Genomic DNA, 24076 nt, shown 5'->3' on the forward strand with positions numbered 1-24076 from the left:
TGCCGCCAGTATTCCCGTCACATCTTTATGAGCAACGGCACCGGCAATTTCGGCGTTTGGCCTTTCGGTATGGGCTCAGCTTTGCTTACTAGGCATAGCTGAAACTCAATGCCGAGGTCCGCCCATGTCATCTTCCCCTGCGCTTGTGCCGCTGCCGTCCCAGCCTGAAGGCGTGGCATGGCCGACTGAGCGCTGGCCGGAGGGGCCGCTGGGCGCTGGCGTGGACTCGGGGGAACTTAGGCGGCTTCTGGATCTCGCTTTCAGTGAGGCTGCGCTGGCCAGTATGGGCGAGACGCATGCCTTTCTGGCGGTTCAGGGCGGACGCATCGTCGCCGAGCAATATGGGCAGGACAATCTGGCGACCGACACCTATCCGTCCTGGTCAGAGGCCAAGAGCATGACCCATGCGCTGGTCGGCATACTGGTGCGCGAGGGCAAGATTGACGTGCAGGCCCCCGCTGACGTGCCGGAGTGGCAAGGGGCGGACGACCCGCGCCGCCGCATCACGCTGGACCAGTTGCTGCGCATGTCGAGCGGGCTGAAATTTGCGGAAGACTATGTCGATGCCGGCGTGTCGGATGTGATCGAGATGCTGTTCGGCTCAGGCAAGGATGATGTGGGCGGCTTCGCAGCTGGCTTTCCGCTGGTGCATGAACCGGGATCAGCCTGGAGCTATGCCAGTGGCACGACCAATATCGTCGCCCGCTGCGCCGCCCGGGCGCTCGGTGAATCCGGCGACGCCTTCCGCGCTTTCATGTTCCAGGAACTGTTCGGCCCCATCGGGATGAAATCGCCGCTGCCGAAATTCGATGCGCAGGGCACGTTTATCGGTTCGTCGTTCTGCTATTGCACGGCGCGGGATTTTGCGCGGTTTGGCCTGCTCTATATGCGTGAGGGTGTGTGGGATGGTCGGCGTATCCTGCCGGAAGGCTGGGTCGACTATGCGCGCACGCCAACACCGACACCGCCGACGGAGCCGCTGGGCGATGGCGCGCATTGGTGGCTTGGCATGTGCGGGCCGGACAGCTTTTCGGCCAATGGATATCAGGGCCAGTATACTGTGCTCATCCCTTCGCTCGACCTTATCCTGGTACGGCATGGCAATTCGCTGGACGAGAAAGGCGATGAAGTGAGGCGCTGGCTCGCCCGCGTGGCCGACTGTTTCCGCGCCTAGGCCGGATCAATAGTGCGGCAGACGCGAGATCAGGAGGGCGACGGTCGCGCCATATAGCACCATGATTGAGACGGTCTTGGCGGCGGCGCTGAAGATATAGGGCCGCAGATCATACCAGGAGGACTGGCGAGCAATATCAGCCACGGCGGCAGCGATTTCCGTGTGCATCGTGTCCTGATCGTGACCAGAGAGTTTGATAAGCAGCATGTGCGAACGCGGCTGCGGCAGCGCTTCGGCCTCCATCAGCACTTCTTCAAAGACGAGTGCTGCAATGGTCTCTCCCAGCGCCCGGATGGGGTGCCAGCCATTGCGCACAAGCGCGCTGAGAACGAAGCGCGCGGTTGGATAGATGACCCAGGTATCCCGGATAACGAACCCGACCAGGCAGATGATGACCGCCACGGAAATGGCATCGTGGCCCAGCAATTGCGTCCGCCAGAATAGCCAAAGTGTGATGAGGATGAGGAGTTTAACACCGGTCGCTGCAGCGAAATGGACGAAACTGTCCTTCAGGACGATATTGGCCTGTTCGCGAATGCGTTGACGCGCCTCTATCGCGGCGGCTTCGATAACCTTGTTCTTGCGGCTGGCCACTTCACCTGCCAGGAACTTTCGCCCAAGCGCGAGGCCAGCCGTAAGAGCTGAGAAAATCAGGATGGCAGAACGCATGAATCTCCGGTCCGGCTGCTCACGATAATCTACGGGCCTGATGGGCCGCTTAGAGCAACCCTACCATGAATCGCTGCGCATGGCGCGCAACAGCTGCAGGGTCTCTCACAACAGAATATCCGGCCAGCAGCGCGAGGGCGGCAACCGTCAGGGGGCGCTTTTCAATTACCGACTTCAGCGCGTCGAACGGCAGGTCTGCCAGCGCATCTGCCGTTGCATCCTCAATGTCGTCCAGCTCATCCGCAGATGATTTGGTCGGCTGGAGGAAGAGGAACAGGCAGATACAGGCCGCCGACAGGAAGAGCGCCGCCACGGTGAACGTGGCCCCCACTGTGCCGAGATAAATGGCCAGTGCGAGGGTCAATGCCACTGCAAGCGCGAATACGCCGCCAAGACCGAATACGATCCCGGCGACGGCCGCGAAGAGGCGAAGCTTCGTTGTGTCCATGAGTGCCTAGTTCCGGCGCATCATTGCAAGGATAACCCCTGCTCCGAACGCGATGCCGATGGCGCCGAGAGGATTGTCGCGAATACGGCTTTCCATAGCGGTTTTCGCTTCGCCAATCTGTTCGCCAGCTTCCTTGGCGAGCTCAGTACCTTTGTCGACTCCAGCCTGAGCGCGCACGGCGGCGAGGCCGCGCATGTCTTTGACGACCTGACGCAGATCATCACGCAGTGCAGCGATATCAGTTTTCAGCGCATCAACATCGGAATCGATGTCGGATTTAATTTTTGTGCCAGTGGCGGTCTTGGTGTCCATTTCATGCTCCTTGGAGGAAAATTAGTAGGTTCAACTGCGAATAAACGGCCTCACTGTCGCTTTGTTCCATGATAATGCCTATGTTTTAAAGCGGTTCGCGATAATACGCGGAACCCCGTATGCGGTCAGGAGTACGATCCCCATGCAAGCATTCAAGAATCGGCTTTCCCAGTATGCCGTTATGGACGATCAAATCTGGGCACTGATCGACGAGTTTACCACCAAAACAGTCACGTACCGCGCTGGCGAGGACATCGTTCGCGTCGGTGAAGTCGCGGAGACGCTGTTCATCGTCAACAAGGGATGGGCCGTTAGGCATCGCACGTTGGAAGACGGGCGAAGGCAGATCGTCAACTTCATGTTGCCCGGAGATATTTTCGATCTTCAGGCTCTTGCGTGCCTTGAGGCCGACCATACCGTCACGAGCGTGACCGATGTATCAATCCTCGTGATAGACACGCGCGAATTCGTACAGCTGCTGCGAACCTCCGGCGATATATCTTCGTCATTCTGGTGGGCCGCCGTACAGGAAGAGTCCATCCTCCGCGAACAAATCGTCCGGCTCGGCAGACGCTCTGCCAAGGAGCGAATTGGCCACCTTCTTCTCGAGCTGCAAAGACGCATGAATGGCGCAATGGGCACAAATCACAGCCAGTTGCCGCTTCCGCTGACGCGCGTCGACCTCGCCGATGCACTCGGCCTTACCCCTGTACACGTCTCCCGAACAATGTCGGCAATGCGCCACGCGGGTCTCATTGAAGAGACCCGGGGTGTTATCCTGATTGATGACCGGGAGCGGCTCGCGCGCCTATGTCATTTCAACACGGACTATCTGCACCTGCGCCGACTGGATCTGTCCAAGTTTCCGATGGCAAATGACACATCACACGCCGGCGCTGCCACCAATGAAAAAACGAACGGCAAACGCGCTCCAACATACCGCACTTGATACTCGAAGGAACCTGGCGCGCCGAGGCGCGTCAGTAGGGAAAGGAGAAGCGTATGCCTGAAGACGAAACGACGATTAAGAAAGAAGAAGCCCGCCAGGGTCAGCGCATCAGTGGAATGACCAAAACCCTTGGGTTCGGCATCGTACTGGCGCTGGTAGGCATGGTCATTTTGCTCGCGCTGTTTCGCTGATCAGATCACGCCACAACGTTAGGCGATTTGGCCGGGTTGAAGAACAAGGCTTGGCCAATCGCTGCTTTGACCGTGTTTTCCTGGAAAGGTTTCGGGATCAGGAATGTCGGCTCCGGCCGCTCACCCGTGAGCAGACGCTCTGGGAATGCCGTGATAAATATGATCGGCACATCCATTATCTCAAGAATATCATGCGCAGCATCAATACCTGAAGAACCGTCCGCAAGCTGGATATCGCAAAGGATCAGGCCAGGCTTGGTGGATTTCGCCATTTCGACAGCTTCTGTACGCGTCGTCGCGTTGCCTGTGACTTCATGGCCAAGGTCTTCGACAAGATTTTCGAGGTCAGCCGCGATAATCGGCTCATCCTCAATGATAAGCACTTTTGTCTTGAGCTCTTGCTCGATATCGCGGTGCGCCGCCGTAACCAGATCGGTATGCTCGTCTTCTGACACCCCAAGAATGAACGCCGCTTCCTTGACGGAAAACCCTTCAAGGGCCGTCAAAAGGAAAGCTTGGCGCTGAATGGGCGCAAGTGCCTGAAGACGGCGGTCAGCTGGATTTACGTCTGAATCATCCGGCGCTTCAAGTTGGGCACCTGTTCCGCCCCAGATTACATGGAAAAATCGATAAAGTGCGGTACGCGCGTCAATTTCGCGGTCGATCTGGTCAGGGTCTTCAACCAGAGCCGCGAGAGAAGCGCGGATATATGCGTCGCCACTGTCCTGGCTACCCGTAAGCGCACGCGCATAGCGGCGCAGGAACGGCAGATGCGGAGCGAAATTTTTAACCAAATCCATGGGAACCCTCTTACGATATTTCTCGTTCTTAACCCACCCGGACCAAAATGGTTGCAGGTTTCTGCAAAAAAACATTTTGCGGTGGAACAAAACCCATTGCCCGCAGTTCAAGTATGTGAGTTGAACAGCAGGTACAATCCATTGATCGAATCCAGAGTCCAGCCAATGAACAAGAAGAAGCAGACAGGTCAGCAGAAATCCGATGCTGATCTGAAGCGTCGCGGTGCAAAAATTGGCGATCAACTTCGTCGCATTTACGAGGATGTTGCCCAGGAAGATGTACCAGATGAGTTCTTGAAACTGCTGGAACAGGCAGACCAAAAGCGTTCGTCCGGTCCTGCGGATTCCGAGTGAGCGTCGCGCGATGAAACCAGAGCCCGAAAAACTCGATGATAAAGCGTTCAAGCAAGAGCTTACGACGCTTATCCCGCACCTGCGTGCCTTTGCTCGCAGTCTGTGCCGCGATGCGACGCTCGCGGATGACCTTGCGCAGGACGCCATGCTGAAAGCGTGGAATGCGCGTGAGTCATTTCATGCTGGTACTAATATGAAGGCTTGGGCCTTCACCATCCTGCGTAACGCTTTCTATTCCGAGAAACGCCGCAGCTGGCGGCGTCAGCCGCTCGACCCGGAAGTGGCTGAAGCCACACTGCTGTCCAGCAGCAACCCGACCGATAGCCTTGAGCTTCTGGCGCTTCGTAATGCGCTGGCCAAACTACCCGTCGATCAGAAGGAAGCGCTTATTCTCGTGGGTGCTGGTGGTATGGCCTATGAAGAGGCGGCGGCAATTTGCGGATGCGCAGTGGGTACAATAAAAAGCCGCGTGTCACGCGCACGCAAGGCTGTCATAGAGATCCTGGAATCAAATAATACAGGCTATAATAGCGACTCAGGCATGTCCGCCAGCAGGGCTTTTGACGACATCATGGATCAGGCGGACGAGATAGCTGGTGCTCCAACAATCTGAGCTGAAAGACACGGAATCCAATAGGAAATCAGGATCGTTGCGCAAGCGTCTCGTCATGACGCTGGTGGCGGCCCTGATGCCTATTCTGCTGCTTTCAGTTTTTTCGGCTTATCTCGACGCAGCGAAGGGACTCGACGAGCGCCGGGTAGATCTTCTTCTTCTGTCAGACGACGCGTTGGACAGTGTTGAGAAATCCATAGATCAGGCAGCGCTTTTGCTGACTCTAAATCGCGACGACTTGGCGCGAGGAAGATGCACGAAAGTTTACAATAATCTGTCAGAGATAATCGCCCCACTGGCAAATGTCGCCCATTTCGACACGGAGGGCGTTGCGACCTGTTCGGCCCCGTCAGACGCAGGATGGACTTTACCTGATCCTGAAAACAATGAACGGCTGAAACGCGGCGAAAAACTCGTTCGCAGCGACACGTATTACAGCAACCGGGACAGTGACTGGTTGTTCTCAATCCTCCTGCGCCTTGATGACGATGAAGGCACATTTGTTGGATCGGTCGGCTTTGAATTGCACACGGCGCAACTCGCAGCCCTTGCTCATGAAGCTGGCCCGCCAACTGGTATTGAAGTCGCCGTCGTGGACGATCGTGGCGAAGCTTTTGGGAGCAGCCGCTTCGCCAAGCTCAATCCAGATTGGGTGGCGACTGTCTCCAAGGAGCAAACCCCGACCCTTTTCGTACTGAAGGACAAGGGCGCCAAACCACTGGATGTCGTCATAAAGCCTCTGGGGCCTGGCAATGTATTCGCTGCCATATCGCGGGAATCTCCGGGTTTTTGGAGCGATTTCACGCTGCGCCCCCTGACATCCATCGGCCTGCCGCTTATTGCTTTCAGTGTAGCCTTGCTCGCTGTCTGGCTTGCGATCGACTCGCTCGTGCTACGGTGGCTGTCGCGGCTCACGCGAACCGTCCGCGTTTACGGGGCGGGTCGCTACCAGTTCAAAGCCGGCCAGACGTTCGACAAGGCGCCTGACGAAATTTCAAGGCTCGCCCGCGCCATGGACGTCATGGCCAAAGATATCGGTGAACGCGACCAGGATCTGAAGATGGCCATCGCGAGCCGCGATGCGGCCGTGCGGGAGATCCATCACAGGGTCAAAAACAATCTCCAGATCGTTACAAGCTTCCTCAATCTCCAAGGCCGACAGTTGCGCGACCCAGAAGCGAAAGCAGCCATTTCTGCTGCCCGGCACCGCATCGATGCGCTCGCGATTGTGCACCAGACCCTTTATCAGAATGAGCGTCTGGAGCAGGTCCATCTGAAGCCTTTCCTGACAGGCCTCGTGTCTCACCTGTCAGAAGCGCTCGGCATGGAGGAATCCGGCGTCGAGATTGTCCAGGACTATGAAGACGTCATGCGGCCAGCAGATGACGCCATACCGATGGCCCTCTTCATTGTCGAAGCCATCACAAATGCGATGAAATATGCGTTTGGACCAGAAGGTGGCGTGATTACCGTATCCCTCTCTGTCGACGAGACGGGAACGACGCTGAAAATTTCCGATAATGGCCGCGGGTATGACCCCTCCGCGCCATCCGATCAGGAAAACGGACGCGGCCTCGGCACCAAATTGATGAGCGCTTTTTCGCGCCAGCTCGCCGCGACACTGGAAGTGGAGGCAAGCCCCGGTGTCGGCTGCCAGCTGAAGCTTCACATGCCGGACGGTTCCTGACCGAGCGACAGCTTATGATTGCTTGAGATAAGCGACTTTCCAGCTGCCCAGTGAGGATGGCTCGAATGCTGAACCTTTGAAGTCATGCGTCGTCACCGAAACGGTCGTTGTTGTAATATCGAGACTGTTGAACGCGGGCGGGGCATTGCGAAGGCGTGTCGAAAGCGTGCCGGCAGAGATGGCAAGATAGCGGCCATTGCGCTCCTCAATGATCTCGGCATGGGGCGTGTGCACATGCCCAGTCAGCAAGATCGACACATGACTTTCGGCCATCATCTCGCTGGCGGCGCTCCCCCGACGTGTACGAGTCCTCAAGGGCGCATCCTTGGGAGACCGGAACGGATGGTGGCACGCCAGAAGGCGCACGACATCGGGATCAACATCACGGTTCAAAATATTCGCCAGATGACGCAGGCGCACGGAGCCTTCCGCCCAGTTTGAGCGGGCCTGCCAACCGCGCGCTGTATTCAGCCCGTCGATGCGGACATCATCCACCCGCAGCATGTCGGCATAGGAGTCGAAGTAATGATCGTGGCGCTGGAATGGACTACTGGCGCGTGACACCAAGTTAAACAGCGGCGTGTCGTGGTTTCCCGGTACGATGAGACAAGGGCGGTTCAGCTCGTCAATCCACTTGCGCGCCATCTCAAATTCTCGGTGCTTGCCGCGCTGGGTCATGTCTCCGCTGACCACCACCACATCCGGATCTAGCTGGCTGACTGAATCTGTCGCAGCCTCAATGGCGCGAGGGTCTTCCGCGCCGAAGTGCAGGTCTGCGAGTTGCACTATCCGCATCAGCCAAGCCTGGCGCGTAGAACATTGGCAGCATGGCGTTTCAGACTGATGGTCGTGCCGCTGGGCATGCTGACCGTCTCGCCATCGATGGTGGCTGGAAACTCGAGGCCCTCAATATCAGTAATCGTAACTGTACGCGTCTCGTCCATTTCGATCGACTCCGCGTCGCGCCATCCATGCACGAGGGCATCGACGGCGATCGTTACCCAATCAAACGTCGATCGCGGATCAATGGCGGCTACTTCCAACTTTGGGATCGGGCCATCGCCAATCACGACGGCCGCTGCCACGGCGTCTAGCCTCTGGTTGCCGTCTGCGTGGACGGCTTCAAGCCGCAACCTGCGTTCGATATTCATGGCACCCGACTGAACTGCCAATTCCGCTGCCTTGATGATCTGGCCATGCCGTGCGGCCTCTCGTGATTCAGCGAGTGTGGTCACCTGCCCCATCATGGCCGCGACAAAGAAGAGGTGCTTGTCGACACAGCCAGCCGCAAAAGGCTCCGCCTCGGACGGCAACGCGCGACGCAGGATTTCCTTCCAGTCTGTGAGCTCGCCATGGAGACGCTTGTGAACCAGGTTCATCGTCCCACCCGGTAAGGCCAGGACAGGCGGACCGGAGACACCGCTCGCTGAAAGGGCACACGCGACGGATCCGTCGCCGCCCCACACAATCAAGGCGTCAGGTTTTGTGGCGAGCGCTTGAGACACAGCAGATACGATCTCTCCGCCGACAGCGGGCATCACCTGTGCGGTGAGCCCCATGGCTTCAAGTTCTGCGAGCAGCGCGTCTTCGGAATTTTTAGGCGTGGATCCAGAGTCTGGATTAATCAATGCGCACAGCTTCAAGCAAGGCCCCCGAGTGATCATGTGTCGTCGTTAATCCTGATGCTGACTTGAGATGCCGCTGCAAATCCTGCCAGCCAGTCGCGAGACGCATCAGGTGCTGTTCATAAAACGCAGAACGACTTGAAAAAGTTCCAAAGTTAATTTCCGGAACCGCCTCTGCCCCCTCCGAGTTGGTAATGTAACGGCGCATGAAGCCGGCTAACATTTACAAGGAGACTTATCATGCTCGGTTGGGCACTCGCATTTTTCATCTTCGCCATCGTCGCTGCCGCTCTGGGCTTTGGCGGTCTCGCAGGCGCTTCGGCAGGTATCGCGCAGATCCTGTTCTTCGTATTCCTCGCGCTGCTCGTCCTGACATTCGTTGTCCGGGCCGTTCAAGGCAAGAACGTCGTCTAAACAGAAGCTGGATGATCAAATTCATAAAGACAAAGGGCGCTGGTAACTCGGCGCCCTTTTCTCTGCGTGCTATTAATGCGCTGCAACAGGCCCAGCAGCGGGATTCGGCTTCTGCAAGATGAAGACAACCAGAAACGCAGCGGCCGATGCCATGGCCATCGCCATGAAGAGATTATTGTAGGTCATGACCAGCGCTTCCATCTGCACCCTTTGCCCCAACTGCATCATCGCCGACGCATCAGGGTCGGGAACGCCGGCCGCCTGAAGTCGGCTGGACGCCTGTGATAGCCATGCCTGGACTTCGGGCCGCGCCATGCTCATGCCCGCCGACAATTCCTGTTTATGCAGCGAATTGTAATGCAGCATAAGCGTATTCAGGAACGCGATGCCCACGGCACCGCCAAGATTTCGGCATACAGTAAACAGACCGGACGCATTCGCCACGCGTGGTGGCGGCAAGGTGCCAAGCGCCAGGTTGGTGGTCGGCACCATGGTGAGGATCAGTCCGATACCGCGTATGGCTTGTGGCCAGAACAGTTCATTGAAACTGGATTCATGCGTCATGTGCGCATTCCCCATAACGCCAACCGTCACGAGAATGAGCCCGCTGCCGAGTACAAGACGCGGATCGAAACGCCGCGTCAGGGCGCCTCCAATCGGGCCACCAATGAACATTGCAACACCAGATACGCTCATGATCTGACCGATCTGAAGGGCTGAATAGCCTTGCACCTGCCCCAGGAAAAGCGGCAGCGCGTAAACCGAGCCATATAGAACGAACCCGATAACCGCGCCGACTATGGCGCCGGATGCAAAGTTTCGGTCCTTGAACACCGATAGGTCAACAATCGGATATGCGGATCGGGTTGAGCGGTAGAAGAAGATGACGGTCGCGACGGTGCAATAGAACATCCAGCGGATAATCATGCTGCTCTGGGTCCAGCCCTCCGCCGGGCCTTCTTCCACAACCCATTCAAACGAACCAAGCATGAGCGCCATGGCTGCGAGACCGATGATATCGACGCGGCGCAGCAAATGCGTCTCGCCCTTCTGGCGCGGCACGTACATCCACACGAGAACAACTGCCGCAATGCCCGGTATGACATTAAGCAGGAACAACCAATGCCAGCTCATATGTTCCGTAACCCAGCCACCCAGCGTTGGCCCGATCGAGGGGGCGAGCGTGGCGACCATGCCGATCATGACCTGCTGCGTCATCGAGCGTCCGCCTGGGAACAGGGTGAACGCGGCCGCCATTGTGGACGGCACCATGGCCGCACCGACAAAACCCTGCACGCAGCGGAAAAAGATAAGGGAATCCAGATCCCATGACATGGCGCAAAGAACACTGGAGACCGTAAAGGCCGCCGCCGACATCATGAACAGGCGGCGCAAACCGAACACTCGGTTGAGAAAGCCGGACAGGGGAATGCCGACAACTTCTGCAATCAGGTAACCGGTCTGCACCCAGGCAATTTCGTCGCCACTGGCCGATACGCCGGCCTGAATCTGGCGGATGGAGCTGGCAACAATCTGCACGTCCAAAATCGACATGAACATGCCGATTATCATCGCCAGAAAGCCGATATGGAGCGTAATCGGAATCTTCTCACCCTCGGCCACGGCCTGGGCGTTTTCAGGATGCGTCGTTGACGACGTGCTCATCTCACGACTTTGAAGGTTTGACGTTGACCACCGCCTCGACCGACAGGCCCGGCCGCATCAATCCGGTTTCGAGCGCCTCTTTCGAAATCGCAAGACGCACAGGAACGCGCTGGACAATCTTGGTGAAGTTACCGGTCGCCGTATCTTGCGGGATGAGACTGAACTGGGCACCGGATGCCGGTGCCAGCGACTGGACAGTGCCCTCCACCTTGAGATCGGGGTACGCGTCGACGTGCAGCTCCACCTTCTGGCCAGGCCGCATATTCTCAACCTGGGTCTCTTTGAAATTGGCAACAACATAGGCCTGATCGACAGGCACTATTGAAAGGGCCTGCTGACCGGGGCTGAGCAATTGCCCTTCAGAAACAACGCGATTGGCTACGACACCCGAAATTGGTGCGCGAATCTCAGCGCGACCCGCATCGAGCTGCGCGGCCTGCACCCGTGCGCGTGCGGCTTCGACTTGTGCGTCAGCGCCGGCCACGGCTGCCTCGGCTGCCGTAATGTCCTGCCGAGCCCGCCCGAGTCCTGCCTGAGCGACACTGAGCTGGCTTTTCTGGGTGGTGATGGCGGCGGCTGCCTGGTCGGCATTGGCCTTCGCCGCATCTGCCTTTGCGTGCGCCGTGTCGAGTTGAGCCGCCGGGTAATGTCCCTTCTCTGTAAGTTCGGTGTATCGGACGAAATCTTCGCTGGCGATCTTGGCATTGGCTTTGGCCGACTGCTCGGCCGCACGTGCCTCGATCACACGGTCTTTTTGCGCAGCAATGTCCGCGACGGCGGAGGCTTCAAGCGATTGCATTGAAGCGACTTGTGCGCGCGCTTGAGCTGCAGCGGCTTCAGCCTGCGACAGGGCAGCCTGAGCTTCGGCCAGGCGGGCATCATAGTCGCCACCCTCGAGTACAACGAGAAGATCACCCGCCTGGACGACCTGGTTATCCGTAACAGCGACCTTGGACACATAGCCCTGGATCTTTGAAGCAACGGTCGTGATGTCGGCCCGGATGTAGGCATTGTCGGTGCGAACTTCGAACCGACCAGTGTTCCACCACTCAACGCCCTTCCACAGCCCGAAAAGCACTGCGAGACCGGCGACGGCAAACATCACATAGCGGCGAATATTTACGGGAGCGGCCGGCGCCGACGCTTCTACCGTATCGTTTGCGAGAGTCCCTGTGTCTTCCGCTTCCTTGGTCGGCTCGACTACTTTCGGAACGGACGGGAAAGCCTTCAGGGCCATGTGCACACCTCTTCAGACTGCTGCACACAACTGCGTCAGCAAGTGTAATGTTGATTACACCCGAGAAATGTGTAATGTCAATTACGGTTTCAAGAAGAGTTCTGAAAAAGAACATACAGGGAGGAGCCCGGCCGGGATGTCCGCAGCTCATAACAAAGCGATCAAGGAGGCCGAGCCTCAGACCCGGGGCGACAAGCGGCGCGCCGCCTTTATAGCGGCCGCGCGTCAGGTATTCCTGGAACAGGGATATGAAGCGGCCAGCATGTCGGAAATCGTGCTGCGCGCAGGCGGATCGCTCTCAACGCTCTATTCGCAATTCGGCGACAAGCAGGGTCTCTTCATCTCCATGCTGGATGCGCGTGTGCGTCAGATAACAGAAAGTATGGGTGTCGAACTCTCCGCCCATACGCCCGTGCAAGAGGGTCTGCGTCGCATCGGCGAGCAATTCACAAGCAAGCTGCTGGAACCGGAATCGCTGGAGATGTATCGTCTGATTGTCGGCCTCGCCCGGAAATTCCCAGAAATTCCAAGGGAGTTCCAGCGCAGAGGACCAGACAAAATTCGCCAGGCACTTGTCGACTACCTTATGGACCGCGAGGAAGCCGGCGAGATTCGCCTTGAGGATCCCTATCGCACGGCCACGCTCTTCCTGGAGATGACACGCTCAGGCCTCGTCTCACGCGCGCTACTGGATGAGGATGTGCGTCCGAATGCAGAAGAGATCAGGACGTCAGTGAACATTGTCGTGGATATGTTCCTGCACGGTATTATCCGCTACCAACCGGATCCCGACAGTACAAAAACGCTGAAGGCATAAGAGTCAGGATTTACCATTTATTTTGGGAACAGGTGATCCGAAGGCGCGTTAAATTTGCGGGTTAAATGCAAGGAGACCTGTACATGAAAACCGTAATGAAAACCGTGGGCGCCGCTGCGCTCGTTCTCTTCCTCACAGCCTGCAACACGGTTGAAGGCGCTGGCCAGGACATCGAAGCTGCTGGCGACAAGATCGAAGAGACCGCTGACGCCAACAAGCCTGAATAATCAGCCCGGCTTATTTGAGCCAGAACGAGCGCGCTGCCCCCGGGGTTGGCGCGCTTTTTCGTATCTCCCATGCCCAAATCAACAATGCCGACGCATTCTGCGCCGGCACTGAAGAAAGGGTGGAAGAGGAGGAGACTTCCACCAGACCTATGCCCAAGGCACGCCGATCGTTCCAATGGCTTGGTTAACGCAGACGGCGCCTATCATTAAGCCCCCGCCAAGACCCTGGAGTGTCGATCATCCAAATAAAGTCGCAAAACGCAAAAAGCCCCCGACTTCCGTTAGGAAATCAGGGGCTAATTTGGGTGCGGGAACAGGATTTGAACCTGTGACCTTCAGGTTATGAGCCTGACGAGCTACCGGACTGCTCCATCCCGCGTCAACTTTTGTACATTTAGGAGACCAGCCCCTGAAATGCAAATCCGGCCCGCCGTTTCTGGCTGAGCCGGACAAGATGCCCGTGTAGGACACGGACGTCCGTCACGGCAGGTCATCGTGAGATGACCATTCGAGGTAAAGGAAAGATGTGTGTCTGCAAGAGGCATTATACTTACTGAGTTCTGCGGACCCGGCAGCGACTTACTCTCCCACGCCTTAAGACGTAGTACCATCAGCGCAAGGGGGCTTAACGACCGAGTTCGAGATGGGATCGGGTGGGGACCCCCTGCCATAACCACCGGGTCGGCGGAAATCAGCAAGGTATAATGCAATATGAAACCAAAATGTCTTTTCGAGGTCCAAGTATGAGCAAAAGCAATGCGCTTTCAACTACACACGAGTTTCACGATCAAGCCTATCGAGCAATTAGTACTGGTTAGCTCCATGCATTGCTGCACTTCCACACCCAGCCTATCGACGTGCTGGTCTTGCACGGCTCTCAGGGAGACCTAGTTTTGAGGTTAGTTTCCCGCTTAGATGCTTTCAGCGGTTATCTAGTCCACACATAGCTACCCTGCAATGCGGCTGGCGCCACAACAGGTCCACCAGAGGTGTGTTCATCCCGGTCCTCTCGTACTAGGGACAAATCCTCTCAAGTCTCCAACACCCACGGCAGATAGGGACCAAACTGTCTCGCGACGTTCTGAACCCAGCTCACGTACCACTTTAATCGGCGAACAGCCGAACCCTTGGGACCTGCTCCAGCCCCAGGATGTGATGAGCCGACATCGAGGTGCCAAACGATGCCGTCGATATGGACTCTTGGGCATCATCAGCCTGTTATCCCCGGAGTACCTTTTATCCGTTGAGCGATGGCCCTTCCACTCGGGACCACCGGATCACTATGACCGTCTTTCGACTCTGCTCGATCCGTCGATCTCACAGTCAGGCAGGCTTATGCCATTGCACTCAACGAGCGATGTCCGACCGCTCTGAGCCTACCATTGCGCGCCTCCGTTACACTTTGGGAGGCGACCGCCCCAGTCAAACTACCCGCCACACAGGGTCCCGGCCCCATCCAGGGGCGCGGTTAGACATCAAAGAAGACAAGGGTGGTATTTCAAGGTTGGCTCCACACGATCTAGCGACCATGCTTCAAAGCCTCCCACCTATCCTACACATATATTCTTTAATGCCACTGTGAAGCTGTAGTAAAGGTTCACGGGGTCTTTCCGTCTGACCGCGGGTACCCCGCATCTTCACGGGGAATTCAATTTCGCTGAGTCTATGTTGGAGACAGTGGGGAAGTCGTTACGCCATTCGTGCAGGTCGGAACTTACCCGACAAGGAATTTCGCTACCTTAGGACCGTTATAGTTACGGCCGCCGTTCACCGGGGCTTCAATTCAAAGCTTGCACTTCTCCTTTTAACCTTCCGGCACCGGGCAGGCGTCAGACCCTATACGTCGCCTTACGGCTTCGCAGAGCCCTGTGTTTTTGATAAACAGTCGCAACCCCCAGTTTTGTGCCCCTCAGCACTGGTTGCCCAATGTGAGGCCTCCTTCTCCCGAAGTTACGGAGGTAATTTGCCGAGTTCCTTCAACATAGTTCTCTCAAGCGCCTTGGTATGCTCTACCTGACCACCTGTGTCGGTTTCGGGTACGGTCTAATAGGGAGGCTATTTCCAGGGACTTCCAGGCCGCATCCTCAATCCAATAAGAGGATACAACTTTCGAAATCCGTCACTCATCCCTTGGCCCACGAATATTAACGTGGTTCCCATCGACTACGCCTTTCGGCCTTGCCTTAGGGGCCGGCTAACCCTGCGCAGATTAACTTTACGCAGGAACCCTTGGTCTTTCGGCGAGAGGGTCTCTCACCCTCTTTGTCGCTACTCATGTCAGCATTCTCACTTCCGATACCTCCAGCAAACCTCACGGTTCACCTTCACAGGCTTACGGAACGCTCCGCTACCGCTCATTACTGAGCCCGCGATTTCGGCGTATAACTTTAGTCCCGATACATTTTCCGCGCAGAGGCGCTTGATCAGTGAGCTGTTACGCTTTCTTTAAAGGATGGCTGCTTCTAAGCCAACCTCCTGATTGTCTCAGCACCTCCACATCGTTTCGCACTTAGCTATAACTTGGGGGCCTTAATCGGCGGTCTGGGTTGTTTCCCTCTTCACGACGGACGTTAGCACCCGCCGTGTGTCTGCCACGCATAACTTCTGGGTATTCGGAGTTTGAGAAGGTTTGGTAATCCGGTGAGGACCCCTAGCCCATTCAGTGCTCTACCCCCCAGAGTCTCATCGTGACGCACTACCTAAATAGTTTTCGCGGAGAACCAGCTATCAGCAAGTTTGATTGGCCTTTCACCCCTAGGCACAGGTCATCCGAGAGCTTTTCAACGCTCAACGGTTCGGCCCTCCAGTGCATGTTACTGCACCTTCAGCCTGCCCATACCTAGATCACTTGCCTTCGGGTCTAATGCTACGTACTCAGTCGCCCTATTAAGACTCGCTTTCGCTGTGCCTACACCTAACGGCTTAAGCTTGCACGCAACACTAAGTCGCTGACCCATTATACAAAAGGTACGATGTCACCTTGCGGCTCCATCAGCTTGTAGGCATCCGGTTTCAGGATCTGTTTCACTCCCCTCATCGGGGTGCTTTTCATCATTCCCTCACGGTACTTGTTCACTATCGGTCGGTAAGGAGTACTTAGGCTTGGAGGGTGGTCCCCCCATGTTCAGACAGGATTTCACGTGTCCCGCCCTACTCTAAAAGGTCTTCATTTTACGGCTACGGGGCTATCACCCACTATGGCGCACCTTCCCAGATGCTTCGCCTTGTTTCAGACCAGGCCTGGTCCGCGTTCGCTCGCCACTACTAACGGAGTCTCAATTGATGTCCTTTCCTCCAGGTACTTAGATGTTTCAATTCCCTGGGTTTGCTTTTTAACCCTATGTATTCAGGTTAAAATATCTCACTAGTGAAATGTTAGACAGGTCGAGCGCCGAAGCGCTCGAATTATCCAACATCTCGGAGATGGGTTTCCCCATTCAGAAATCACCGGATCAAAGGGTGCTCTCGCCTCCCCGGTGCTTATCGCAGAGTGCCACGTCTTTCATCGCCTCTTACCGCCAAGACATCCCCCGGATGCCCTTTTGACGCTTGATCGTTTTTGAAACCCATGTGCAGTAGAAAACGCATAGCGTTTGCCACAAACATGGATCTCGATCAGACATGTTGGTTTCTTGCAGACTGACCCTTTGACCTGGATCCCACATTGCTGTGAGGCAGGTTATTCGGCTGATGCTGGTGACGTTCATGCACGAGGCATGGCGGCCAGCCGGATCAATCTTTCCCTTACAATGACAAATATCCCAAGCCCAACGGGCCCGGAAACGGTAAACTTCTTTCGTCCGTACATACGCGAATGGTGGAGCCTAGCGGGATCGAACCGCTGACCTCCTGAATGCAAATCAGGCGCTCTCCCAGCTGAGCTAAGGCCCCAAACCGGGCACTCGCAGCGCGCTCCCTACCCTGCCGGAACAGGTTTCGATGGTGGGCCGAGGAAGAGTTGAACTTCCGACCTCACGCTTATCAGGCGTGCGCTCTAACCACCTGAGCTACCGGCCCGTGACCAGCAACTCATCAGAGCCACACAGTCAAAGTCGAAGACAGGCGATAACAAGCGCCCGCGGGGCTCGCTTAATGTTCAGGTCACAGCGATGCGACCTGAATTACGAACGAAGGAAGAGAAACGAAGACGGCGTGAAGACCGCTATATGTTTTGCCTCTCAAGGAGGCGATGTTCTTTAGAGCTTTAGAGCCTGGCGAACCAGACAATCCAAAGCATCCTTAGAAAGGAGGTGATCCAGCCGCAGGTTCCCCTACGGCTACCTTGTTACGACTTCATCCCAGTCACTGATCCTACCGTGGCTCGCTGCCTCCGAAGTTAGCACACGATCTTCGGGTAGAACCAATTCCCATGATGTGACGGGCGGTGTGTACAAGGCCCGGGAACGTATTCACCGTGGCATGCTGATCCACGATTACTAGCGATTCCACCTTCATGCCGTCGAGTTGCAGACGACAATCCGAACTGAGACAGTTTTTGGGGATTATCCCATTGTCACTGCCATTGTAGCACGTGTGTAGCCCTACCCGTAAGGGCCATGAGGACTTGACGTCATCCCCACCTTCCTCCGGCTTGCCACCGGCAGTTTCCTTAGAGTGCCCACCCAAACGTGATGGCAACTAAGGATGAGGGTTGCGCTCGTTGCGGGACTTAACCCAACATCTCACGACACGAGCTGACGACAGCCATGCAGCACCTGTGTTCCAGCCAGCCTAACTGAAGGGATCCATCTCTGGAAACCATACTGGACATGTCAAGGGTAGGTAAGGTTCTGCGCGTTGCTTCGAATTAAACCACATGCTCCACCGCTTGTGCGGGCCCCCGTCAATTTCTTTGAGTTTTAACCTTGCGGCCGTACTCCCCAGGCGGAGAGCTTAATGCGTTAGCTGCGTCACTGACAGGCATGCCTGCCAACAACTAGCTCTCATCGTTTACGGTGTGGACTACCAGGGTATCTAATCCTGTTTGCTCCCCACACTTTCGCACCTCAGCGTCAGTACCAGTCCAGTTAGCCGCCTTCGCCACTGGTGTTCCACCGAATATCTACGAATTTCACCTCTACACTCGGTATTCCGCTAACCTCTCCTGGTCTCTAGACTTCCAGTTTCAAATGCAGTTCCAGGGTTGAGCCCTGGGATTTCACACCTGACTTAAAAGTCCGCCTACGTGCGCTTTACGCCCAGTAATTCCGAACAACGCTAGCCCCCTTCGTATTACCGCGGCTGCTGGCACGAAGTTAGCCGGGGCTTCTTTACTAGGTACTGTCATTATCATCCCTAGCGAAAGAATTTTACAACCCTAAGGCCTTCATCATTCACGCGGCATGGCTGCATCAGGCTTTCGCCCATTGTGCAAGATTCCCCACTGCTGCCTCCCGTAGGAGTCTGGGCCGTGTCTCAGTCCCAGTGTGGCTGATCATCCTCTCAGACCAGCTATAGATCGTCGCCTTGGTAGGCCATTACCCTACCAACTAGCTAATCTAACGCGGGCCGATCTTTCACCGATAAATCTTTCCCCCGGAGGGCGTATACGGTATTACCACTCGTTTCCAAGAGCTATTCCGTAGTGAAAGGTACGTTCCCACGCGTTACTCACCCGTCTGCCACTATATCGTTCGACTTGCATGTGTTAAGCCTGCCGCCAGCGTTCGTTCTGAGCCAGAATCAAACTCTCAAGTTGAGTGTTGATCTGACGATCCGTCCTTTGGAATAAGGACGGCAACTGTTGCTATATAAGCATCAAGTAATTGCGTTCTTTGACGAGAAACCCTTAGTCACAAAGATCAGGCCGAAACCTGATCGATGGAAAAAGAATTTTCTCAAGAAACGCATCCGTCGTGATCGTCTGGACAAGGACCGAAATCCTCGTCCGCAAGCCGTCACGCCGCCTGCGTTTCTCTTCCTAATCTCTTACAATGTCAAACAGCTGGAACCGCAGTTCCGGTAGGCCATCCAGGGCGCCGCCCTGTCCGGAAGAGGCGGCTTATATTGGCCACCTCATTGCCCGTCAACACCCTTTTTTGCGCCTTCTGCAGTTTGGTGTTTGACCACCGTTTCTGCTGTAATTTCGGCACAAATGAATTTGTCGACCGTATGGTACGGCCTGCAAAATCAGGCATTTCAAGGAGCCGCATATATAGCCGCTATTCGGAGAAAAAAGCAAGAAGTTTTTTTCTCATTTAGCAGCCCGATCTGCGGGCCCGCTTCGGAAACCCAAGGGCGTCTTCAGCGGAGGCCGGGGAATACCCCCCATGGTCTGAAGCCGCAACCCCTGAAAACAGCCTTTCGGCAGAAATCTGCACGTTTTGTTGCAGGAGGCTCAGTACTGCGCTGAAAGATAAGACTTCATTGCCTCGGCCTCAGCCTCGGTTTCAGCGATTTTCCACTTCACGAGATCTCCGATCGACACAAAACCGATAAGTCTATCGTTCCGGAGAATGGGCAAATGGCGGATTCTGCGGTCTGTCATGAGCTGCATGGCGACCTCAATCGCCATCGTTGAGGGCACCGTGACGACATCGCGAGTCATCGCATCGCTCACTTTCATGTCCAAAGCGGCCTGTCCGTTACGGGCAACCTGGCGAACAATATCGCGCTCTGACAATACGCCAATGATCGAATCGTCGGAGTCCAGCGCCACGACGGCACCGATTCGGCGCGTGTCGAGCACCTTGGCGACATCACCAAGCGTATCATCGGCGCCAACCGAGATCACTTCCCGGCCTTTATCATTCAGAATCTGGTCAATCGTCATGTAGCATCCTCCAAGCCTCTGCCGGTGAATCCGGTTTCTTTATTGAGGCACTCTATCATATCCGGCGCACCGAATCGATGAGGAAGACAAATCAGGCCGCGAGGCCCTCGCGTCGCCATATAACGAATCGGCACATCAGCGCCCCCGCAACATAGCCACCAACGTGGGCCTGCCACGCAATGGATGCGCCCATCATGGACGGGCCGACCAGCGCGAGCACCACATTGGCGACAAGGAAGACCAAGCTCGCGCCCAGGAACGTTCGCGATAGCAGACGAGGCCGCGCTCCCTGCTGCGCCAAAAGGACTGCCGCGATCAGGCCCGAGACGCCGCCGGAAGCGCCAATCGCAGGGGGACCGGCCGGATAAGTCGCCGCAAGGTGAGCGACAGAGCCGCCAGCAACACTCACAAGGAATAATAGAAGGAAGACATATCCCGCCCGGTTTCGCTCCCTCTGCCCGGTCCGCTCGAGGTATTCATAGACCGGCTTGCCGACGCCCAGCAGCATGGCCGAGTTAAGCCCGACATGGACCCAGTCACTATGGACAAGGCCGGTGGTCAGCAGGGTGGCGAGCGCTGTAAGCGCATTTGAATAGGGTTCCGCCGCGCCGGGCGGCATGCTCGCCCCGGCCCAGCCCCAGAATCGTTCCGGAAACAGCGCGGTCTCCCACAGCAATTCATCCTGCATCGCCGATGGCAGGAAAACGCGAATCGCATGCGCCGCCAGCAGCACCAGTGCGATCCCCGTCACCCATGGCGGAGCATTGATAATGGGCGGGCGTCCGGAATTGCGGGCCATTCAGCCTCCTGCACAGGAATCACTTCGTTTCTTATATAGTCATGCGCGCCTGCAATGGCAGGCAAGGCCTGCATCGCGCGCTTTCTGCTTTCCGGTGGCGAATCACGGCCTAGATTGTGGGCCATGATGATTCGCCTCTTTCTCGCGGCCATGGCCGTCAGCTTCGCCGGCTTCGGCCTCTGGTCCCTTCTGGACCCGCTCGGCATGACCTCCAGTCTCGGTGTGCATGTCAGCGGCCCCAACGCGGCCTATGAGATGCGCGGTGTCTACGGCGGCGTCAGTCTCGGCGCAGCAGCATTGATGGCCGCTGGCGCCCTCCGACAGTCCATGCTGAGGCCCGCACTCTGGTTTCTCATCACTTATCTGGGCGGTTACGTGTTCGCCCGCGCTGCCGCGCTCCTGCTCGGCCCTGCCCCGACACCTGATTTCTATCTCTTCATCGCCTTCGAATCGCTCGGCCTCATCCTCGCGGCGATGTCGCTGCGGGCAAATGCCGGTCGCTGAATGCAAAAAGCCCCGCCGCAAGCGACGGGGCTTTCCATATATATATGACGCGAGACCTAGAAGGACTTGCGCACCGTGATGCCGTATGTCGGCGGCTGGCTCGGATAACCGTTAAACGAACCGGACTGGGCCGTCGTCGGGAACGCCACCGTGATGTACTCGTCATCAAAGATGTTGCGTCCCCACACAGTCACGCCCAGGCCATTCTCAGTCGTAAAGCCGGCTGACGCGTTAAATGTGCTGATCTTGTGCTTGTCATTGATGAGCGCTTGATTGGTCGGATCGTCGGAATAATCCGTCTCGCTCTCATACTGCCAGTCAACACGCACGAACGAGGCCAGCGAGTTCACATCGAAACTGTAAGTCGCCGATGTCGAGGTCGCCACTTCGGGAATGTCGTAGGGCTTCTGGCCGGACAGATCGAGCTCGTTCGTTGCCGACAGCGGCAGAGCGGGGTCGATCTTGATGCCCGTACTGGTGAAGTCATCATAGACCGGATCCTGGAACGTGCCTGCAAAGGTCAGCAACAGGTTGTCCGTCGCGTTCCAAGAGGCATCAACTTCGAGGCCCTGTGTCGACTGCTTGCCGGCGTTGGTCAGGTTGAAGCCTGTCCCGGAGAACGTGTTGGACTGGAAGCCCTCGATCTCCTGGTCAAACAGCGCAACGTTCACTGCGAACGTATTGTAAGCGAGTTTCGCGCCCACTTCGAAGACTTTCGCAAGCTCAGGCCCCGCATAGCGCGTACCCACCGAGAGGTTGTTCACTGCCAGGCCCGCATCCCGGATAGGCGACGAGCCAGGGCTTGTTACGGGCGAGCCGGGTGTGAAGTCGCTCGAGAACGGGCGGCTGTCACGCGACAGGTTCCAGGACGTCGCCTTGAAGCCGGTGCCGTAGGATGCATAGAGGTTCACATTGTCCGTCGCGTCATAAGCGAGGCGCAATGTGTAAGTCAGCTTGTCATCCTTGGACTTGCCGTCCTCAACCGCATTCGGAAAGTCGAGGAAAGGCGGCAGGAATTGGAGAACCTGAAGGGCAAGAAGCGGGTTCTGAGCCGGATTCTGCACAGCAGCCTGGATGCCCGCAAAGGCCACCGGATTGGCCGCCGCGAACGCACCGACCTGAGCCGGATCAGTCGCGTCGACACCAAAGTTCCCAAGCGTCTGGGCAAAGCCAAGCGCAACCAGGTCGACACCGGAGAAGACATCCGTGTCCACGATGTTGCCGTAGGCGTTCTTCTTGTCCTCGGTATAGTTCAAGCCGACAGTCGCTGTCAGGCGATCTGTTGCATGCCAGTCAACCGTACCGAACATAGACCAGGCCGTGTTGTCCTGACCAAACCGCTCTGTTAGGCCCTGACCCGCTTGCCCGAACACCTGGCCGACAGGAAGGCCGAGCGCGGCCTCGATCTGCGACAGTGGCGGCACAATAGCGCCGGCATTGATACCCGCCAGCAATTGGTCTGGCGTCGCACCGGACGACAGCAGGCTCAACACATCCGCATAACCGCGGAAATCGTCACCAAAGTAGATCTGGTTGCCGATATCGACCGTCTCATCAAAATAGAAGCCGCCAACCATCCAGTCGACAGGGCCATCCGTGTCGGAGGTCAGCCGCACTTCCTGCGTGAATGTATCAATGTCGGTCTGGTTCGCATTTTTGCTCAGCAGGTTTGCCGTGGTGAAGTCGGAATCAGCGTTCTGCTCGACGCTCGTTTGGCGGTAAGCCGTAATCGAGGTCAGCGTCATCTTGCCGAGGTCGAAGTCGCCCTGCAGCGAGAGGCCGCCATTGTCGATATTATTCGTGGAGCCGAAATTGTAGCCCACTTTATAGAGGTCGCCAGTCACGACCTGGCCACCAAGTGCGTTGACGACCGCCCCCGTAGGGCCGTTCACAACGTTCACCGCGCCGCAGCAGATCTCGTCAATCGTGTCATAGTCGCCGATCAGGCGGAAAGATGTGTCCTCGTTCGGTTCGAACAGAAGCTCGCCGCGAATGCCATAACGGTTACGCTCATTGGTATCCGGACCGTCGCCGATATCCTCGATATACCCATCGCGCTTGCTGAAGCTGCCGCCCAGGCTGAAGGCCAGTGTGTCCGTGATCGGACCCGTGCCATAGACCTTGCCGCGATAGCCATTGTAATTGCTGATCGTGCCTTCAACGCTGGCCATGGGCTCAAACGAAGGCTTCTTGGTCACCACAGAAATGACGCCTGCGGACGCATTCTTGCCGAACAGGGTCGATTGCGGGCCGCGCAGCACTTCCACGCGCTCGATATTCGGCAGGTCGGAGATCTGCGAGGCCGAGCGCGAGCGGTAAACGCCGTCGATGAACACGCCGACCGAAGGCTCGATACCGGCATTGTTGGCGCCGTTGCCGAAACCACGGATCACGAAATTGGTGTTGGCCGACGATTGCAGCTGGCCGACGCTCAGCGATGGCACGATAGATTGCAGGTCGTTCAAATCGGTGATCTGCGCCTTGGCGATCACACTGTCATCCACGACGGACACAGCAACCGGCACATCCTGCAGCGTCTGTTCGCGCTTTGTGGAGGTGACGGTCACGGTCTGCATCGTGCGAGGCGAGTCGTTATCCGTTTCCTGAGCAACAGCCGGCGCCGAGAGGCTCGCGAAGGCGGCAAGGCCCACACTCATGCTCAGTGCGGTTTTAAGATAAGTCAAAGTCGGGCGTACTTGCATACGCGAAGGTGTCTGGGACACTCGGTATTCTCCCTGGTGTTTTATTTTTCAAGTCTGAGAGGAGCCGCGAAAGTCGCGGCGGCGATGATCGTGTCCCAGCGCGTGGTGTAACTGACC

22 protein-coding genes, 3 tRNA genes and 3 rRNA genes are annotated in these 24076 nt (G+C 56.7%); 10 read left to right on the forward strand and 18 right to left on the reverse strand.

Annotated features, from left to right (window positions below):
- The first annotated feature begins 124 nt into the window (after positions 1 to 124).
- The gene (locus HOC_RS17785) at positions 125 to 1174 is read left to right on the forward strand and encodes a serine hydrolase domain-containing protein (protein WP_084146435.1); all 1050 of its coding nucleotides are present in this window, start codon (positions 125 to 127) and stop codon (positions 1172 to 1174) included.
- A gap of 6 nt (positions 1175 to 1180) precedes the next feature.
- Here the strand turns inward: HOC_RS17785 and HOC_RS17790 are convergent, their stop codons facing one another.
- From HOC_RS17790 to HOC_RS17800, 3 genes are read right to left on the reverse strand one after another with little or no spacing between them, the layout of a single operon-like run.
- Positions 1181 to 1843, reverse strand: a complete 663-nt coding sequence (locus HOC_RS17790; RefSeq protein WP_035541116.1) for a hypothetical protein — start codon at positions 1841 to 1843, stop codon at positions 1181 to 1183.
- 49 nt (positions 1844 to 1892) lie between these two features.
- The gene (locus HOC_RS17795) at positions 1893 to 2291 is read right to left on the reverse strand and encodes a hypothetical protein (RefSeq protein ID WP_034739681.1); all 399 of its coding nucleotides are present in this window, start codon (positions 2289 to 2291) and stop codon (positions 1893 to 1895) included.
- A gap of 6 nt (positions 2292 to 2297) precedes the next feature.
- Entirely contained in the window at positions 2298 to 2603 is a 306-nt protein-coding gene (locus HOC_RS17800; protein WP_035541118.1) for an ElaB/YgaM/YqjD family protein, read from the reverse strand.
- Between the two features lie 142 nt (positions 2604 to 2745).
- Between HOC_RS17800 and HOC_RS17805 the strand changes: the two genes are divergently transcribed.
- Together HOC_RS17805 and HOC_RS22230 are read left to right on the forward strand one after the other, a co-directional pair.
- Entirely contained in the window at positions 2746 to 3552 is an 807-nt protein-coding gene (locus HOC_RS17805) for a Crp/Fnr family transcriptional regulator (protein ID WP_084146436.1), read from the forward strand.
- A gap of 53 nt (positions 3553 to 3605) precedes the next feature.
- Entirely contained in the window at positions 3606 to 3743 is a 138-nt protein-coding gene (locus HOC_RS22230; RefSeq protein WP_156950534.1) for a hypothetical protein, read from the forward strand.
- Positions 3744 to 3748: 5 nt separating this feature from the next.
- On the opposite strand, the gene HOC_RS17810 is transcribed toward HOC_RS22230, so the two are convergent.
- Complete coding sequence (locus tag HOC_RS17810; RefSeq protein WP_035541119.1) at positions 3749 to 4543, reverse strand: response regulator; 795 nt, start codon at positions 4541 to 4543, stop codon at positions 3749 to 3751.
- 165 nt (positions 4544 to 4708) lie between these two features.
- Here HOC_RS17810 and HOC_RS22985 point away from each other — a divergent pair, with 165 nt between their 5' ends.
- From HOC_RS22985 to HOC_RS21525, 3 genes are read left to right on the forward strand one after another with little or no spacing between them, the layout of a single operon-like run.
- On the forward strand, positions 4709 to 4897 hold the full coding sequence (locus tag HOC_RS22985) for a NepR family anti-sigma factor (protein ID WP_035541120.1): 189 nt from the start codon (positions 4709 to 4711) through the stop codon (positions 4895 to 4897).
- Positions 4898 to 4907: 10 nt separating this feature from the next.
- Positions 4908 to 5510, forward strand: a complete 603-nt coding sequence (locus HOC_RS17820; protein ID WP_035541121.1) for a sigma-70 family RNA polymerase sigma factor — start codon at positions 4908 to 4910, stop codon at positions 5508 to 5510.
- 37 nt (positions 5511 to 5547) lie between these two features.
- Positions 5548 to 7197 carry a sensor histidine kinase gene (locus HOC_RS21525; RefSeq protein ID WP_051625061.1) on the forward strand — a complete coding sequence of 550 codons (1650 nt, stop codon included), beginning with the start codon at positions 5548 to 5550 and terminating at the stop codon, positions 7195 to 7197.
- A 12-nt stretch (positions 7198 to 7209) separates the two neighbouring features.
- Here the strand turns inward: HOC_RS21525 and HOC_RS17830 are convergent, their stop codons facing one another.
- Genes HOC_RS17830 through HOC_RS22430 form a run of 3 tightly spaced genes read right to left on the reverse strand, consistent with a single transcriptional unit; the run spans position 7210 to position 9030 of the window.
- Positions 7210 to 7992 (reverse strand): metallophosphoesterase family protein, encoded by a 783-nt coding sequence (locus tag HOC_RS17830; RefSeq protein ID WP_035541122.1) that lies wholly within the window; start codon positions 7990 to 7992, stop codon positions 7210 to 7212.
- Positions 7992 to 8825, reverse strand: coding sequence for a diacylglycerol/lipid kinase family protein (locus HOC_RS21530; RefSeq protein WP_051625062.1), 834 nt, complete (start codon positions 8823 to 8825; stop codon positions 7992 to 7994). Before HOC_RS21530 ends, HOC_RS17830 begins: the two co-directional genes overlap by 1 nt.
- Positions 8818 to 9030, reverse strand: a complete 213-nt coding sequence (locus HOC_RS22430; protein WP_162174894.1) for a hypothetical protein — start codon at positions 9028 to 9030, stop codon at positions 8818 to 8820. Before HOC_RS22430 ends, HOC_RS21530 begins: the two co-directional genes overlap by 8 nt.
- Before the next feature lie 32 nt (positions 9031 to 9062).
- Here HOC_RS22430 and HOC_RS21930 point away from each other — a divergent pair, with 32 nt between their 5' ends.
- Positions 9063 to 9236, forward strand: coding sequence for a DUF1328 domain-containing protein (locus tag HOC_RS21930; protein ID WP_035541123.1), 174 nt, complete (start codon positions 9063 to 9065; stop codon positions 9234 to 9236).
- A 72-nt stretch (positions 9237 to 9308) separates the two neighbouring features.
- On the opposite strand, the gene HOC_RS17845 is transcribed toward HOC_RS21930, so the two are convergent.
- Entirely contained in the window at positions 9309 to 10901 is a 1593-nt protein-coding gene (locus HOC_RS17845) for a DHA2 family efflux MFS transporter permease subunit (RefSeq protein WP_051625063.1), read from the reverse strand.
- Position 10902: 1 nt separating this feature from the next.
- Positions 10903 to 12138, reverse strand: coding sequence for an HlyD family secretion protein (locus HOC_RS17850; RefSeq protein WP_051625064.1), 1236 nt, complete (start codon positions 12136 to 12138; stop codon positions 10903 to 10905).
- Positions 12139 to 12274: 136 nt separating this feature from the next.
- Here HOC_RS17850 and HOC_RS17855 point away from each other — a divergent pair, with 136 nt between their 5' ends.
- Together HOC_RS17855 and HOC_RS17860 are read left to right on the forward strand one after the other, a co-directional pair.
- A complete protein-coding gene (locus HOC_RS17855; RefSeq protein WP_051625065.1) occupies positions 12275 to 12955 on the forward strand; it encodes a TetR/AcrR family transcriptional regulator in 681 nt (226 codons plus the stop codon).
- Between the two features lie 83 nt (positions 12956 to 13038).
- Entirely contained in the window at positions 13039 to 13182 is a 144-nt protein-coding gene (locus HOC_RS17860; protein ID WP_035541124.1) for an entericidin A/B family lipoprotein, read from the forward strand.
- A gap of 302 nt (positions 13183 to 13484) precedes the next feature.
- Here HOC_RS17860 and HOC_RS17865 read toward each other — a convergent pair.
- The 8 genes from HOC_RS17865 to HOC_RS17900 form a co-directional block, all read right to left on the reverse strand.
- A tRNA-Met gene (locus tag HOC_RS17865) sits at positions 13485 to 13561 on the reverse strand.
- 187 nt (positions 13562 to 13748) lie between these two features.
- Positions 13749 to 13863 (reverse strand): 5S ribosomal RNA (gene rrf / locus HOC_RS17870).
- A 102-nt stretch (positions 13864 to 13965) separates the two neighbouring features.
- Positions 13966 to 16737, reverse strand: a 23S ribosomal RNA gene (locus HOC_RS17875).
- 260 nt (positions 16738 to 16997) lie between these two features.
- Positions 16998 to 17073: transfer RNA gene (locus HOC_RS17880), tRNA-Ala, on the reverse strand.
- A 49-nt stretch (positions 17074 to 17122) separates the two neighbouring features.
- A tRNA-Ile gene (locus tag HOC_RS17885) sits at positions 17123 to 17199 on the reverse strand.
- A 226-nt stretch (positions 17200 to 17425) separates the two neighbouring features.
- Positions 17426 to 18880: ribosomal RNA gene (locus HOC_RS17890) — 16S ribosomal RNA — on the reverse strand.
- The 16S, 23S and 5S rRNA genes sit together here with 3 tRNA genes alongside, the layout of an rRNA operon.
- A 639-nt stretch (positions 18881 to 19519) precedes the next feature.
- Positions 19520 to 19954, reverse strand: coding sequence for a CBS domain-containing protein (locus HOC_RS17895; RefSeq protein ID WP_035541125.1), 435 nt, complete (start codon positions 19952 to 19954; stop codon positions 19520 to 19522).
- 91 nt (positions 19955 to 20045) lie between these two features.
- Positions 20046 to 20753 carry a rhomboid family intramembrane serine protease gene (locus HOC_RS17900; RefSeq protein ID WP_035541126.1) on the reverse strand — a complete coding sequence of 236 codons (708 nt, stop codon included), beginning with the start codon at positions 20751 to 20753 and terminating at the stop codon, positions 20046 to 20048.
- A 123-nt stretch (positions 20754 to 20876) separates the two neighbouring features.
- Between HOC_RS17900 and HOC_RS21535 the strand changes: the two genes are divergently transcribed.
- Positions 20877 to 21257 (forward strand): DUF4345 family protein, encoded by a 381-nt coding sequence (locus HOC_RS21535; RefSeq protein ID WP_162174895.1) that lies wholly within the window; start codon positions 20877 to 20879, stop codon positions 21255 to 21257.
- Between the two features lie 56 nt (positions 21258 to 21313).
- On the opposite strand, the gene HOC_RS17910 is transcribed toward HOC_RS21535, so the two are convergent.
- The gene (locus tag HOC_RS17910) at positions 21314 to 23980 is read right to left on the reverse strand and encodes a TonB-dependent receptor (protein ID WP_206741605.1); all 2667 of its coding nucleotides are present in this window, start codon (positions 23978 to 23980) and stop codon (positions 21314 to 21316) included.
- Between the last annotated feature and the right edge of the window lie 96 nt (positions 23981 to 24076).

It is taken from the genome of Hyphomonas oceanitis SCH89 (genome assembly GCF_000685295.1).
GTDB classification, from domain to species: Bacteria; Pseudomonadota; Alphaproteobacteria; order Caulobacterales; family Hyphomonadaceae; genus Hyphomonas; species Hyphomonas oceanitis.

Bases quoted from the DNA above. Each gene is read 5' to 3' on its own strand.
- HOC_RS17785 (WP_084146435.1), top strand. From the start codon at position 125: ATGTCATCTTCCCCTGCGCTTGTGCCGCTGCCGTCCCAGCCTGAAGGC.
- HOC_RS17790 (WP_035541116.1), bottom strand. From the start codon at position 1,843: ATGCGTTCTGCCATCCTGATTTTCTCAGCTCTTACGGCTGGCCTCGCG.
- HOC_RS17795 (WP_034739681.1), bottom strand. From the start codon at position 2,291: ATGGACACAACGAAGCTTCGCCTCTTCGCGGCCGTCGCCGGGATCGTA.
- HOC_RS17800 (WP_035541118.1), bottom strand. From the start codon at position 2,603: ATGGACACCAAGACCGCCACTGGCACAAAAATTAAATCCGACATCGAT.
- HOC_RS17805 (WP_084146436.1), top strand. From the start codon at position 2,746: ATGCAAGCATTCAAGAATCGGCTTTCCCAGTATGCCGTTATGGACGAT.
- HOC_RS22230 (WP_156950534.1), top strand. From the start codon at position 3,606: ATGCCTGAAGACGAAACGACGATTAAGAAAGAAGAAGCCCGCCAGGGT.
- HOC_RS17810 (WP_035541119.1), bottom strand. From the start codon at position 4,543: ATGGATTTGGTTAAAAATTTCGCTCCGCATCTGCCGTTCCTGCGCCGC.
- HOC_RS22985 (WP_035541120.1), top strand. From the start codon at position 4,709: ATGAACAAGAAGAAGCAGACAGGTCAGCAGAAATCCGATGCTGATCTG.
- HOC_RS17820 (WP_035541121.1), top strand. From the start codon at position 4,908: ATGAAACCAGAGCCCGAAAAACTCGATGATAAAGCGTTCAAGCAAGAG.
- HOC_RS17830 (WP_035541122.1), bottom strand. From the start codon at position 7,992: ATGCGGATAGTGCAACTCGCAGACCTGCACTTCGGCGCGGAAGACCCT.
- HOC_RS22430 (WP_162174894.1), bottom strand. From the start codon at position 9,030: ATGCGCCGTTACATTACCAACTCGGAGGGGGCAGAGGCGGTTCCGGAA.
- HOC_RS21930 (WP_035541123.1), top strand. From the start codon at position 9,063: ATGCTCGGTTGGGCACTCGCATTTTTCATCTTCGCCATCGTCGCTGCC.
- HOC_RS17845 (WP_051625063.1), bottom strand. From the start codon at position 10,901: ATGAGCACGTCGTCAACGACGCATCCTGAAAACGCCCAGGCCGTGGCC.
- HOC_RS17850 (WP_051625064.1), bottom strand. From the start codon at position 12,138: ATGGCCCTGAAGGCTTTCCCGTCCGTTCCGAAAGTAGTCGAGCCGACC.
- HOC_RS17855 (WP_051625065.1), top strand. From the start codon at position 12,275: ATGTCCGCAGCTCATAACAAAGCGATCAAGGAGGCCGAGCCTCAGACC.
- HOC_RS17860 (WP_035541124.1), top strand. From the start codon at position 13,039: ATGAAAACCGTAATGAAAACCGTGGGCGCCGCTGCGCTCGTTCTCTTC.
- HOC_RS17895 (WP_035541125.1), bottom strand. From the start codon at position 19,954: ATGACGATTGACCAGATTCTGAATGATAAAGGCCGGGAAGTGATCTCG.
- HOC_RS17900 (WP_035541126.1), bottom strand. From the start codon at position 20,753: ATGGCCCGCAATTCCGGACGCCCGCCCATTATCAATGCTCCGCCATGG.
- HOC_RS21535 (WP_162174895.1), top strand. From the start codon at position 20,877: ATGATGATTCGCCTCTTTCTCGCGGCCATGGCCGTCAGCTTCGCCGGC.